Raw genomic sequence first — 13,545 nt, forward strand, 5'->3', positions numbered from 1 at the left:
TGAGTAGGATTTAATGACTCCGATGCCTGCACCGCTGCGCTGGCTGCACTCCCTTGAGTGGCGCCGTGGTTTTTTCGACTGGGCACGCAGCGACGGCGTGACCTGGGTGTACATCTTCAAGGTGCTGATCGCCGCGTTCCTCACGCTGTGGCTGGCCATGCGCCTGGAACTGCCGCAACCGCGCACCGCGATGATCACCGTATTTATCGTGATGCAACCCCAGAGCGGCCAGGTGTTCGCCAAGAGCTTCTATCGTTTCCTCGGCACCCTGGCGGGGTCGGCGGTGATGGTGGTGTTGATCGCGTTGTTTGCGCAGAACACCGAGTTGTTCCTGGGGGCGCTGGCAATCTGGGTCGGCATTTGCACCGCTGGCGCGACACGCAACCGTAACTTTCGCGCCTACGGCTTCGTGCTGGCCGGTTACACGGCAGCGATGGTCGGCCTGCCGGCCCTGGCCCATCCGGACGGCGCCTTTATGGCGGCGGTGTGGCGGGTGCTGGAAATCTCCCTGGGGATCCTGTGTTCCACCTTGGTCAGCGCGGCGATCCTGCCGCAGACCTCCAGTGCAGCGATGCGCAACGCGCTCTATCAGCGCTTTGGCGTGTTCGCGCTGTTCGTCACCGACGGCCTGCGCGGGCGCAGCCAACGTGAAGGGTTCGAGGCCAGCAACGTGCGCTTTATCGCCGAAGCCGTGGGCCTGGAAGGGCTGCGCAGCCTCACGGTGTTCGAAGACCCGCATATGCGCCGGCGCAATGGTCGGCTCAGTCGCCTCAACAGCGAGTTCATGGGCATCACCACGCGCTTCAATGCTTTGCACCAGTTGCTCGAACGCCTGCGCACGGACGCCGCGGATCACGTGGTGGCGGCGATCAAACCGGGCCTGCAGGATCTCGCCGAAGTCCTCGATGGCTTCTCCGGCCGCGCCCTCACCAGCCCCGACGCCGCGCGCCTGGTCAACCAGCTCAGCGCCTACAAGGACAGCCTGCCCGCCAAAGTCCGCAGCCTGCGTGCGACCTTCCAGGAGGGCAATCCGAGCGAGGCCGAACAGCTGGATTTTCACACCGCTTATGAACTGCTCTACCGCTTCGTCGATGACCTGCACAACTACGCGCAAACCCACGCCTCCCTGGCCGATCACAGCCATGCACGGGAGCAATGGGACGAAACCTTCAGCCCCAAAACCAACTGGCTGGCCTGCGCCGCCTCGGGGATTCGCGCGTCGTTCATCCTGATTGTGCTGGGCAGTTACTGGGTGGCCACGGCCTGGCCCAGCGGTGCCACCATGACCTTGATCGCTGCTGCCACCGTCGGCCTGTCCGCCGCCACGCCCAACCCCAAGCGCATGGCGTTCCAGATGGCCTGCGGCACCTTGATCGGCGCGTTGGTGGGTTTTGTGGAAATGTTCTTTGTGTTCCCGTGGATCGACGGCTTCCCGCTGCTGTGCGTGATGCTCGCTCCGGTGATCATCCTCGGCGCGTTCCTCGCCTCACGCCCGCAATACGCCGGTGTGGGCGTAGGCCTGCTGATTTTCTTCAGCACCGGTTCGGTGCCGGACAACCTTACGGTCTACAACCCCTACACCTTTATCAACGACTACATCGCCATGATCATTGGCATGCTGGTGTGCGCGGCGGCGGGGGCGATCATCCTGCCGCCCAACAGTCGCTGGCTGTGGCGGCGCCTGGAGCAGGACCTGCGTGAACAGGTGGTGTATGCCATCAGCGGCAAGCTCAAGGGGTTGGCGTCGAGTTTCGAAAGTCGCACCCGAGACCTGCTGCACCAGGCCTACGGCCTCGCTGTCGGCCAGCCGCAAGTGCAACGCGACCTGCTGCGCTGGATGTTCGTGGTGCTGGAAGTCGGCCACGCGATCATCGAGTTGCGCAAGGAACAGGCGATCCTGCCGGTGCACCCGGCCTATGCCGAATCCCAGCCGTGGCGCCAGGCGATCCGGGTGATGGGCCGCTCGTTGGTGCGCCTGTTCCTGCAACCCAGCGCCAGCAACCTGGAGCGTGGCCTGATCGCCGTCGACCACGCGATCAGCCGCGTGCAGGCCACCGACGAACCCTTTGCCCCGCACTTCGACACCTCGGCCCTGCGCCGGGTGAAAAGCTACCTGCACTTTATCCGCACCTCGTTGCTGGACCCGCAATCACCGCTGGCGGCCCTCAAAGGAACCCCGAATGCCTCGTGAAATCGCATTCCACGGCATCTATATGCCGACCATGACCCTGATGTTCCTGATCGCGGCCGTGCTGGCCTGGGCCCTGGACCGCTTCCTGGCCGGCTTCGACCTGTACCGGTTTTTCTGGCACCCGGCGTTGCTGCGCCTGAGCCTGTTCGTTTGCCTGTTCGGCGCCCTGGCGCTGACCGTCTACCGTTGAGAATGCCCCGATGAAAAAATTTTTCAGCCTGCTCGCGACCTTGCTGGTACTGGCCTTGGCGATCTGGATTGGCCGCACGTTGTGGGTGCACTACATGGAAACGCCGTGGACCCGCGACGGCCGCGTGCGTGCCGACATCATCAACGTCGCCGCAGACGTCACCGGCGAAGTGGTCGACGTGCCGGTGCGCGATAACCAATTGGTCAAAAAGGGCGACCTGCTGATGCAGATCGACCCCGAGCACTACCGCATCGCGGTCAAGCAGGCGCAGTCCCTGGTCGCCTCGCGCAAGGCCACCTGGGAAATGCGCAAGGTCAACGCCCACCGCCGCGCCGACCTCGACGCCCTGGTGATCTCCAGGGAAAACCGCGACGACGCCAGCAACATCGCCGACTCGGCCCTGGCGGATTACCAGCACGCACTGGCACAACTCGAAGCGGCTGAACTCAACTTGAAACGCACCCAGGTCGTGGCGGCAGTGGACGGCTACGTCACCAACCTCAACGTGCATCGCGGCGACTACGCACGCATCGGCGAAGCCAAGATGGCCGTGGTGGATATGAACTCGTTCTGGGTCTACGGCTTCTTCGAAGAAACCAAGCTGCCCCATGTGAACGTCGGCGACAAAGCTGACATGCAGTTGATGAGCGGCGAGACGTTGAAGGGGCACGTAGAAAGCATCTCGCGCGGCATCTACGACCGCGACAACCCCGAGAGCCGCGAACTGATCGCCGATGTGAACCCGACCTTCAACTGGGTGCGCCTGGCCCAGCGCGTGCCGGTGCGGATTCATATTGATGAAGTGCCGGAGGGGGTGTTGTTGGCAGCGGGGATTACCTGCACCGTGATCGTCAACCAAACGCCGAACTGAAATGTGGGAGGGAGCAAGCCCCCTCCCACATTCGATCTTTGTTGACAGGCAGATTGGGCACCGCTTCAGGTTTGTGCGTTGGCTCTGATTTCTTGTCGACGTTTGACCCGCAGCATGCTGACGAAGCGGCGGTGGTTTCTTGTATTGAGAATCAGCAGGCAGAACAGCGATTGGAGCAGTGGAAATAATGCAAATAACGTAACTGGGTTGTTCCCCAGGTAGCCTGCCGAAAGCAAGGCGTTCAGGGCCGCGACCTTCATAAATGCCGATAAGAATAGGGTCAGTCGCTGGCGAGTCGTCGTGTACGCATCCGGCACACCGCTTTGCAGGAAGTCACTTGGCATCCCTTCACCTGTGAGTGGACAGAGGTGAAGGAGCCTGGGGATAGTTTCCTTGTAATGATCTCAGGCCGTTCGCTGTTTTTTGTAGGAACCGGCCGGGCAGTTATTTCAATTCGCTACATAAATTTCATGCAGATGACGCCACAACGGTGCGCTACTGGCCTGTTTCTCAAACACCGCGGTGGCACGGCGATTGTCGATAGCGTTCGTTGAGCCTGGAACAGGGCCACTAGCACAGCGTGAGATTGGCCCGGCCTTGTTAGCCAAAGAAACTAAATAGAGCGCCAATGCCGCCCGCTGGATCTGTACCCGCGACGTTGGCACCCACGATAACGCGGTGGTCGCCCCGCTTGGCTAACACCAAAGGGGTGGACATGACGGGGGCGTCCAGATCGATGTAGCCCTTGTTGTTGAAGTTCATATTCAGTGTGCCATCGGCCTTGAATTGAGCGATATATACCCAAGTACCTTCGGATGCCGTCGTAAGGTTCCCAGCGCTTGTGTTCATGATGCACTGCCAGCCAATGTCACGGTTGTCATCAAATTCACTGACCAGCGGTTGGCCGTTATTGAACAGTTGATGCGCGGCGCCATTGGGGGTAATGGCCTGGATCAGGCCTTTCGTCGTTCCATTGCCATTCAGGCCGACTTGACCGGCGCCAATAAGACTTTTGTCCGTTCGTTCGACAAGATCGTAAAGCGTGGTGTCACCCTCAATGCTGTCAACGCGGTGAAAACCAGGGGTCTGCGGGCTGCCAAAGGCAGCATCTGTGGTTCCGTCAGGGTTGAGGCGGGCGAAGAAGGCTGTTTGGCGCCCTGGGGAGAATTGGGCATGCCCCGCGATGACTATTTTGTAATCATTGCCCTGGCTGATGCATGCGTTGATGGCAGTGGCGGCACTGGGGCCGAGAAGGTTGAAGTCGAGCCTGCCATTGCCGTTCAGTCCAGGATCCAGCCGCCCATTGGGTAACAGTCGAAACAGCACACCTACGGTCAGGGCTGGATTGTGGCGTTTGGAATAATTGGCGCTTACCAGAATGCATCCGTCCTTTTGCACATGCACTTTAACCGAGTCCTCCGTCAGCCCCTCATCCGGCATGGTTTGAAGAATGCATCGGCCTTCTTCGGCAAAACTTGTGTCGGGTCTGCCCTTGTCGTCGAAGCGAGCAACCACCAAGTCGGCCCAATTGTCGAATGAGCTGCGTGATGTCCAGCCCACCATGAGGATTTTCCCATCGGGCTGTACAGTCAGCCTTGAAGCTCCGGCTGGTAATGACTGCACAAAGTCACCAGTGACCAGTTCGTTTGGCGTAAACGCTCCATCCAGGCTCCCGTCGGGCTTCAGGCGCCCCAAGCCGTAGACGAAATGTTCTTTTTTAAACAGGTTGGCACTGAACAGAAGCTGGCCGTTGTTATCCGTAGTAAGCCCCTTGAGTCGAAAACGAAGGGTCAGGCCGGGAATATGGTTGAGTATCGAATACAGGGTGGTTTGCCCATTGATGCCAAAGTCCGGGTCCGGAGTACCGGGTTGATTCAATGGCTGACTGTTGGAAGAACTCATCGCAGCATTCCTTCACGCACTCGAGGGGATGGTGGCCAAGTCAATAACACAGCAGGTTTTGGCTGGACTAAGCTGCAAGACTGTTCCTGGGACACCCCCTCGTCTACTGTCAGATCTGACAGGTACTAACTGGCCATTAGTTGTTGCGCGCCTGAGGCACAAATGTCTCATGCAAATGCCGCCATAACAGCGCACCACTGGCCTGCTTCTCGAACACTACGGTGGCGCGGCGATCCGTCTGCGTGCCGCTGGCGTCGATCTGATGTTCGCGATAAGTCACCGTTGCGCCGCGCGCATGCCGGTCAATCCCAGCCATTTCACTCAAGGTGATCTTCAACCCCGGGCGCATACCACCCAGGCGAGTGAACAGCGCGTTGACCCCGGCTGCATTGACGCGTGTGCCGGTGGCGGGGGCGATCATGCTGAACTCGGGCGAGAAGCGCGCAAGCAGGCTTTGCAGGGTGCCTTCCGGCGCAACCCCGGCAAACCATTGCTCGATCTCGACGTGGGTCTGGATCACTTCTTCAAAAAAGTCGCTGTAGTCGATCATTTACAAACTCCCATTCAAACCAAAGCGTTTTTTCAACACGGCTTCCAATAATCCCTTGGGCAACAACGCGGCCATCAACGGCAACGCCCGGCTGCCATTGCCGGAGCGCAACAGGCGCGGTGGCTGTGGTTGTTGCACCGCCTTGAGCACATCTGCTGCAAACACGCTGGCCGGGGTGGGCTTGTCCTGAGAGGCCTGGCTGCGTGCGCGAATACCCTCGCGCAACGGCCACCATGGCGACTGTTGGTTGATCAACAGCTCGGCCTGGGCCCCGGCGTTTTTGGCAAAACTCGTATTGATGGCGCCGGGCTGGACTTCCATCACCCTCACCCCAAATGGTGCCAGCTCCATGCGCAGTGCATCACTCAACGCATGCACCGCCGCCTTGGACGCGCAGTAGGCGCCGGCAAACGGCGTGACCAGCACGCCGGAAACGCTGCCGATATTCACCACCAGCCCTTTGCGCTTGCGCAGGGCTGGGAACAGCGCCTGGGTCACGCCGACGATGGAAAATACGTTGGTCTCGAACTGGCGCTGCATCGCCTCGGTGCCGCCATCGAGCAGCGGGCCCATGGCGCCGTAGCCGGCGTTGTTGACCAGTACATCCAGCTCGCCCAGCTGTTCGGCCAGGCGCTGTAAAGCGGCACTGTCGTTGACGTCGAGTTCGAAGGCATTGAAACCCGCAGCGGCGAGGGCGGTGACGTCTTGCGGGCGGCGGGCGCTGGCCCACACGTTGAAACCGGCGGATTTGAAGGCCTCGGCCAGGGCGCGGCCAATACCGCTGGAGCAACCGGTGATGAGTACGTTGAGCATGGATCAGTCCTTTGTCAGTCCGAGAAGCTGCCTTGCAGATGCTCGGCGCGAAATTCCAGGGTTTGCGCGCGGTAGCCGGGGCGCAGGGGCGGGGTGGGCAGGCAGTCGTCCCAAGTGGCGCCGGCCTGCAACTCGCCGGGGCCACGATAGCGCGGGGCGGCGTAGACGTTGTCGGCCAGGTTGACCGTATCGCCCGGCGCATAGGCGGCGACGCGCCAGCGCAGTTCGGTGAGGGGTACGTCGTTGCCGTTGTTCAGGGTCAGCTTGAGCGGGCGGTCAGCCGGGCATTCCTGCGGGGCGTAGGTGATGCGCAGTTCAAGGCGCGCCAGTTGCGAGGCTTCACGGTTGTCCAGCCACACCACCCACACCGCGACAAGACCCAGGCCGACGGCAGCGGCCAACGACACCGGCAATGCCTTGGCCGGGTAGCGCAGCAGGAGGATCAGCCAGGTGATGATCAGTAGAACGCCGAAGAACATGGAGACCACCTCGAGTAGGGAACGAGCATCCTAACTTAAGCGTAGGTGGGATTGGCTACCTTGAGTGCTGTGGTGGGTGTGCCGGCCTCATCGGGGGCAAGCCCCCTCCCACATTTGAATGTATTCGCAGATCAAAGGTGGGAGGGGGCTTGCCCCCGATGAGGCCCGCCCAGCCAGCGCAAATCCCAAACAAAAAGCCCCCACCCAACCCACTGCGGATAGGGGACGCAATGGGCTGGGCGAGGGCTTCTTGTACGACTGTTTTACTGCGCGATAGTTTTCACCGACACGCCACGTTCAACCGGCGTCGAGCGCCCGTAGATATCTTCGAAGCGCTCGATATCGTCTTCGCCCAGGTAGCTGCCCGATTGCACTTCGATGATCTCCAACGGGATCTTGCCCGGGTTGCGCAGGCGGTGCACCGAGGCGATCGGGATGTAGGTGGACTGGTTCTCGCAGAGCAGGAACACGTTCTCGTCACAGGTGACTTCGGCGGTGCCGCTGACCACGATCCAGTGTTCGGCGCGGTGGTGGTGCATCTGCAACGACAGGCACGCGCCCGGCTTGACCGAGATGTGCTTGACCTGGAAGCGGCCGCCCATGTCCACCGAGTCGTAGGAGCCCCACGGACGATAGACTTCGCAATGGTTCTGGGTTTCGCTGCGGCCCTGTTCGTTGAGGGTGTTGACCATCTGCTTGACGCCCTGGACCTTGTCCTTGTGGGCAATCATCATCGCGTCCTTGGTTTCCACCACGACGATGTTTTCCAGGCCGATTACCGACACCAGCTTGCCGTTGCCGTGGATCATGCAGTTCTTGCTGTCCTGGATCACCACGTCGCCCTTGGTGACGTTGCCGTTGGCGTCTTTATCGTTGACCGCCCACAGCGAAGCCCAGCAACCCACGTCGCTCCAGCCGGCGCTCAACGGCACCACGCAGGCGCGCTGGGTTTTTTCCATCACGGCGTAGTCGATGGAGTTGTCCGGGCAGCAGGCGAAAGTGGCTTCGTCGAAGGTCACGGTATCGGCGTCTTGCTGGCTGCGCTCCAGGGTCAGCACGCAGGTGTCGTAGATGTCCGGATCGTGCTTTTTCAGCTCTTCCAGGAAGCGGCTGGCGCGGAACAGGAACATGCCGCTGTTCCAGAAGTAACCGCCGCTTTTGACGAATTCGACGGCGCGTTTTTCATCGGGTTTTTCCACGAACTGCTGTACGCGGCTCACGCCTTCGGGCAGCAGCGAATCGTTGGTGGACTTGATGTAGCCGTAGCCGGTTTCCGGACGGGTCGCCGGCACGCCGAACAGCACCATCTCGCCACGCTCGGCGGCCACGGTGGCCAGGGCCAGGGCGCGTTGCAGGGCTTTCTGGTCGTCGATCACGTGGTCGGCCGGCAGCACCAGCATCAGTTCGTCACGGCCTTCGTTGACCAGCATCATCGCGGTGAGGGCCACGGCCGGCGCGGTGTTGCGGCCGAAGGGTTCCATCAGGATGCGTTGGCACTCCAGTTTACGGTTGGCCAGTTGCTCGTTGACGATGAAGCGATGGTCCTTGTTGCAGACCACGATTGGGGAGTCCATGCCTTCGAACACCAGGCGTTCCAGGGTTTGCTGGAACAGCGTGTGCTCGCCGGTCAGGGCCAGGAATTGTTTGGGGAACTGTTTGCGGGAAAGCGGCCAAAGACGTGAGCCGCTACCACCGGAAAGGATTACTGGGATCATGTGTTTCTCCTTGAATCAATTTGGGTCAGAGCTACGAAGGTTTGTCGTTTCACTCTTGTTTTTGTCTCGTGTCCGGGCCGGCCGCAGCCGACCCGGAAAATTCATTCAGCGGGTCGACACCGGGCGTTTTACCCAGACTGGCGAAATGCTCGAACCCGAACCGGTGACGTACAGCACCGCTGCTTCACCGCGCTCCAGGGCCACTGGCTTGACGTCGCCGACTTTCTTGTCGCCGTCATACAGCGCCAGGCTCACCTTCACCGGGTTGATTTCACGTTCGCCACGGCCTTTGGCAGCCACCGACTTGACCACGTCGGTCTTGCCGTCGGCGGTCTTCAGGGTCAGGGCCTTGTCGCTGAGGTTCTGCACGCGCACCAGGGATTTCTGCTTGTTCTTGAACGGCGGTTCTTCGATCAGCTGTGGCTGGCCGCTGTTGTTGTTGACCAGGGTGTAGTAGTGGTCCGGGGCGAGCTTGACCGGCACGGTCTGGCTGCCGACCTTGGCGCTGTAGTCGCCGCCGGGCATGAAGCTGAAGTCGCTGCTGGCCAGCGGGGCCACGTCGCTGAGGTTGGTGCTGCCGACAGTGGCGCTGACTTCCTGGTTGGAGGCGTTGTAGATCCGCACGAAGCTTGAGCCTTTCGGTGCGACTGGGCCGTACAAGGCAGCGTCACCGGCGAAGGCGGACAGGGATACCAAGCTCATACCGGCGGCCAGGGCCAGAGTCTTAGCGAGACGACGCGGAGTAGTAGTGAAAGTCATGTGAGTTACCTCTCTTTCAGTTTTGCGCCCGGTCGGGCGTCTCGGATTTTGGGTTTTTAGCTGGGGTGTTCAGTGCCATGTTTTGTTGGCGCGAACCGGCTTGTTTAAGTTGCGCAACCCACGATGGGTCGGCATCACCGATTTCGTTGTTCACGGGCAGATAGCGTTCAGGAAACTCCCAGATCAGCACCTGTGGCGGGCTGTTCTTGAAGTCGTCACTTTTCAGGTAGCTGAGCATCGGCAGGATCGGGCCGTGGCCGTCTTCGGCGTAGCTGACCACGTCGCTGCCCAGGGCTTGCTTGAGGGCGCCGACGAAGTTCCAGTTGGGGTTGGCGCTGTAGCTGGTGCCCACCAGGGCCACCGGGGTTTCGCTGTCGCTGAACAGCGCGTCGTCGCCTTTGGTTTCGGCCAGGTGCGTGACGCGTTTTTCCAGCGGCTCTTTCGGTGGCATCAGGTTTTCGAACAGCGGGTCCAGGGGCAGGAACAGACGCAGGTCGCCTTTATGCGGCTCGGTCTTCTCGGCCTCGGTGACAAAACGCTGCGGCTCGCCGTGGAGCGGGGTCTTGTCGGCGATGGTTTTAGCCAATTGCTTGGCAGCGATTTCGGCGCCGTCCGGGGTCCAGTGGGTGTCGGTGCGCAGGAACACCTGCTTGCCGCCCAGCTTGGCCTGTTGCAGCGGGCCGAGCAGGTCCGGGGCGATGATCTTGTCGGCGGCTACACGGGCGTGGAAGTCCTGGTACAGGTTGGCGTGGATGCTCGCCGGTTTCACTTCACCCAGGTGTTCCGGGTACAGGCGCACCTTGGCCGGCACGATCGCCATCACCAGTTGGATGCCCTGGGCCTTGAGCTTCTGGCGTACGCCTTCGACCAGCGCGTAGTTGCCTTGAAGGTTCTGGTCTTCGTTGACGGCGGGGTTGAACTCCTCGTCGCTGTACAACCAGTGATCGCGGCCCAGCACCACCCCAGGGCGGCCTTCATTGAACAGCTTGTAGTCCAGCGCGGCCCAGAGGTTGGTGCCCAATCGCTTGATCGGGAACTCCTCGTCGTAATGGGTCTCGACGGCCTTGGTCCAGCGACCGTTGAGCACGGTTGCGTCGGCGTTGGTGCTGAAGCCCAGGAAGCTGCGCAGCGACCAGGCACCCAGGGCCAGCAGCAGCACCAGGAACAGGCCGATATAGAGGACGCGTAATGAACGGGTCATGGTCGGCTCCCTCAGAATTGGAAGTAAAGGAACGGCGAGAAACTCTGCGCCGACAGTTTGAGAATCGACGCCACGAACAGCAGCAGCACTGCAGCGCGCATGGCGTAGCGTGGCCAGTCAGCGGTCCAGTAGGCCGGTTGCACGGCAGCGTCACGGCCAACGGTGAAACCTGGCTCGTGGATGCTGCCCGGGTTGTCGCCCGGCACGGCCTTGATCAGGCTCGGGTCGGCCGGCTTGGTTTTCTCGGCAGGGCGGTTGGTGTAGAAGTCGCGCAGGCCGAAGAACGCCAGGGTTACGTACGCCACCACCAGGGTCGCGACTTGCAGGCCGGTGAGGTTGGCGCGGTTGAGTTCCGACAGCGACCACTCGCCGAAGCTGAACATCGCACCGTACATACGGCCGGCGACGTGGAGGTTTTCGGCGCGGAAGATCACCCAGCCCATCACCACCAGCAGGAAGGTGAAGGCCCAGCGCAGGACATTGAAACTGCGCGGTGCGGTGTTGAGGCCGATGGCTTTTTCAATCGCCAGCCACATGCCGTGCCAGGCACCCCACACGATGTAGGTGATGTTCGCACCGTGCCACAGGCCACCGAGCAGCATGGTCAGGAACAGGTTGCGGTAGGTGGTCAGCGTGCCTTTACGGTTGCCGCCCAAGGTGATGTACAGGTAGTCACGCAGCCAGGTGGACAGGCTGATGTGCCAGCGCCGCCAGAATTCGGTGATCGACTGGCTGATGTACGGCTGCTTGAAGTTTTCCATGAAGCGGAAACCCATCATCAAGCCCAGGCCGATGGCCATGTCGCTGTAGCCGGAGAAGTCGAAGTACAACTGCGCGGTGTAGGCCAGCGCCCCCAGCCAGGCATCGCCGGTGGTGGGGTTTTGCAGGGCGAAGCAATGGTCGGCCACCACCGCCAGGGTGTCGGCGATGAAGACCTTCTTGATGAAACCCTGCATGAACCGCGTGCAGCCCTCGGAGAACTTGTCGAGGGTGTGGGTGCGGTTGTTGAACTGGTCGGCCAGGTCGCGGAAACGCAACACCGGGCCGGCGATCAGGTGCGGGAAGATCGCCACGAACGCCGCGAAGTCGATGAGGTTGCGGGTCGCCGGGGTATCGCCACGGTACACGTCGATGATGTAGCTGATGGACTCGAAGATGTAGAACGAGATCCCGATCGGCAGCAGCACGTGGGTGAGGATGAACGGCTCCAGGCCGGCCGACTTCATCATCACGTTGATGCTGTCGACGCCGAAGTTGGCGTACTTGAAGTAGCCGAGGATACACAGGTCGACCACCACGCCCAGCAGCAGCCAGCGCTGGGCCGGCTTGGTGCGCACGCCGGCGGCACCGACCTTGAGGCCGATCCAGTAGTTCCACAGCGTGACGGCGGCGAACAGCGCCAGGAAGTCCACTCGCCACCAGGCGTAGAACACGTAGCTGGCCAACAGCAGCAGCAGGTTGCGATAGCGTTGCCCGCTCAAGTAGTACAAGCCGAGAAAGATCGGCAAGAACAGAAACAGGAACACATTGGACGAGAAAACCATCCCGATCTCTCCATGTTTAACCAACAGTCAAGGGCCAGAGCCCCCCCAAACCCCCCACGAAAAAACGGGGAGGGCGGTACAACATTCCTACTGACGAAACCGGCTCAAAAATGTGGGAGGGGGCTTGCCCCCGATGGCGGTGTAACAGTCGCCATCTGTGTTGAATGACACCCTGCTATCGGGGGCAAGCCCCCTCCCACATTTTTTACCGAGTTCGCTCAGGAACCTTTATTGCCTTTCTCATGCGTCGGGTCGTAGACCTTGGTCAGGTCACCCCCGAGGCGGAAGGTCTTGAACGGCTGCATCCCGTGCTTGCGCTCGATCACATCCGGCGCGCAGGTGTAGAGGGTGCAGAACGGTTCGAGCCAGGCATACTTCATGTCCTCCTTGAGGTCCTTCATGTCCTGCTCCTTGCCGTTCTTCTGTTCGAAGATCTCCGGGTCCTTGACCCCGGCCAGCACTTTGTCGCCCAGGCGCTTGAGTGCGCTGTTGTTTTCCTGGCGCAGGTCAACACCGTTGACCAGGGCAAAACTGGCGATCATCGCCAGCGGCGGCAGGGCGTAGTTGTGGTACGACAAGGCGCGTTGCTGACGCTTCAATTCGTTGGGCAAGAAGCCTTGGTCGTCGACCTGGTTCACGCCGACCTTGTATTCCTTCACGGCCCAGTCAAACAGGTCGCGACGGTTGGTGGCGATGGAGGTTGCCATCACCGACCAGGCGGCCCAGTAGGAGTGGTTGTTGGTTTTTTCCAGCGGCAGGTTGTCCCAGTCGCTGACCACCTGATCGGCCAGTTTGTTGAACCAGGCTTCGATCAGTTGCGATTCCTGCTGGTGGTTGGCCAACGGGTGCGAGTCGGAGAACTTCAGGCGCACATAGGCCGACGCCATGCTGCCCAGGGCCCATTTGCGCATGGACTTGCCGGTGTGGTTGAAGTCCTTGGACATCAACGCATCGGCCTTGGCCCAGCTGGTCAGCCAGTTGAGCGTGCATTCCAGCTGCTCCGGACGACCGTCGCGCATGAACTGCATCACGCGCTTGCTGGTGTCTTTTTCCAGCTTGGTGATGTCGGCGGTGCTGTCGCGAAAGGCTTTTTCCGACTGAACATTCAGCGTGGAACGGGCCTTGTCGGAGCCTTCGTACTTGCTGCGAAATTGCAGCGAGCCGGTGTACGGCGCCGGCATGGCATCGCAGTCATTCTTGAAGTCGCCGGTCTTGAACGCTTCAATCGGTGCGAAGTAGCCCTGGGGCGGACGCAGCGGGGCGGCGGCGTTGACCGAACCGGCGAAGATCGCCAGGCCCAGCAACGATGGAATCCATAACTTCTGCATAA

13 protein-coding genes are annotated in these 13,545 nt (G+C 60.9%); 3 read left to right on the forward strand and 10 right to left on the reverse strand.

From position 1 onward, the window contains the following. The first annotated feature begins 13 nt into the window (after window positions 1-13). Genes BM416_RS07965 through BM416_RS07975 form a run of 3 tightly spaced genes read left to right on the forward strand, consistent with a single transcriptional unit; the run spans window position 14 to window position 3,252 of the window. Window positions 14-2,191, forward strand: coding sequence for an FUSC family protein (locus BM416_RS07965; protein WP_092487111.1), 2,178 nt, complete (start codon window positions 14-16; stop codon window positions 2,189-2,191). Then, window positions 2,181-2,381: a DUF1656 domain-containing protein gene (locus tag BM416_RS07970; RefSeq protein WP_017738673.1), complete on the forward strand. Its 201-nt coding sequence runs from the start codon at window positions 2,181-2,183 to the stop codon at window positions 2,379-2,381. Before BM416_RS07965 ends, BM416_RS07970 begins: the two co-directional genes overlap by 11 nt. Before the next feature lie 10 nt (window positions 2,382-2,391). After that, entirely contained in the window at window positions 2,392-3,252 is an 861-nt protein-coding gene (locus BM416_RS07975; RefSeq protein ID WP_074843945.1) for an efflux RND transporter periplasmic adaptor subunit, read from the forward strand. Window positions 3,253-3,317: 65 nt separating this feature from the next. Here the strand turns inward: BM416_RS07975 and BM416_RS07980 are convergent, their stop codons facing one another. From BM416_RS07980 to BM416_RS08025, 10 genes are all read right to left on the reverse strand, one after another. Beyond that, on the reverse strand, window positions 3,318-3,596 hold the full coding sequence (locus BM416_RS07980; RefSeq protein ID WP_175539044.1) for a hypothetical protein: 279 nt from the start codon (window positions 3,594-3,596) through the stop codon (window positions 3,318-3,320). Between the two features lie 256 nt (window positions 3,597-3,852). After that, on the reverse strand, window positions 3,853-5,154 hold the full coding sequence (locus tag BM416_RS07985) for a hypothetical protein (protein WP_092487114.1): 1,302 nt from the start codon (window positions 5,152-5,154) through the stop codon (window positions 3,853-3,855). Window positions 5,155-5,290: 136 nt separating this feature from the next. Continuing rightward, the gene (locus BM416_RS07990) at window positions 5,291-5,704 is read right to left on the reverse strand and encodes a hypothetical protein (protein WP_027604738.1); all 414 of its coding nucleotides are present in this window, start codon (window positions 5,702-5,704) and stop codon (window positions 5,291-5,293) included. Then, a complete protein-coding gene (locus BM416_RS07995; protein ID WP_092487117.1) occupies window positions 5,705-6,517 on the reverse strand; it encodes an SDR family oxidoreductase in 813 nt (270 codons plus the stop codon). 14 nt (window positions 6,518-6,531) lie between these two features. After that, a complete protein-coding gene (locus BM416_RS08000; RefSeq protein ID WP_027604736.1) occupies window positions 6,532-6,996 on the reverse strand; it encodes a hypothetical protein in 465 nt (154 codons plus the stop codon). 263 nt (window positions 6,997-7,259) lie between these two features. Then, window positions 7,260-8,711: a mannose-1-phosphate guanylyltransferase/mannose-6-phosphate isomerase gene (locus BM416_RS08005; protein WP_027604735.1), complete on the reverse strand. Its 1,452-nt coding sequence runs from the start codon at window positions 8,709-8,711 to the stop codon at window positions 7,260-7,262. Window positions 8,712-8,816: 105 nt separating this feature from the next. Further along, window positions 8,817-9,470: an alginate O-acetyltransferase AlgF gene (locus BM416_RS08010; protein WP_027604734.1), complete on the reverse strand. Its 654-nt coding sequence runs from the start codon at window positions 9,468-9,470 to the stop codon at window positions 8,817-8,819. 16 nt (window positions 9,471-9,486) lie between these two features. Further along, window positions 9,487-10,671: an alginate O-acetyltransferase gene (locus BM416_RS08015; protein WP_027604733.1), complete on the reverse strand. Its 1,185-nt coding sequence runs from the start codon at window positions 10,669-10,671 to the stop codon at window positions 9,487-9,489. Between the two features lie 11 nt (window positions 10,672-10,682). Then, on the reverse strand, window positions 10,683-12,215 hold the full coding sequence (locus BM416_RS08020) for an MBOAT family O-acyltransferase (RefSeq protein ID WP_092487120.1): 1,533 nt from the start codon (window positions 12,213-12,215) through the stop codon (window positions 10,683-10,685). Between the two features lie 218 nt (window positions 12,216-12,433). Then, window positions 12,434-13,543 (reverse strand): mannuronate-specific alginate lyase, encoded by a 1,110-nt coding sequence (locus BM416_RS08025; RefSeq protein WP_092487123.1) that lies wholly within the window; start codon window positions 13,541-13,543, stop codon window positions 12,434-12,436. Between the last annotated feature and the right edge of the window lie 2 nt (window positions 13,544-13,545).

The organism is Pseudomonas sp. NFACC42-2, assembly GCF_900116055.1.
GTDB classification, from domain to species: Bacteria; Pseudomonadota; Gammaproteobacteria; order Pseudomonadales; family Pseudomonadaceae; genus Aquipseudomonas; species Aquipseudomonas marginalis.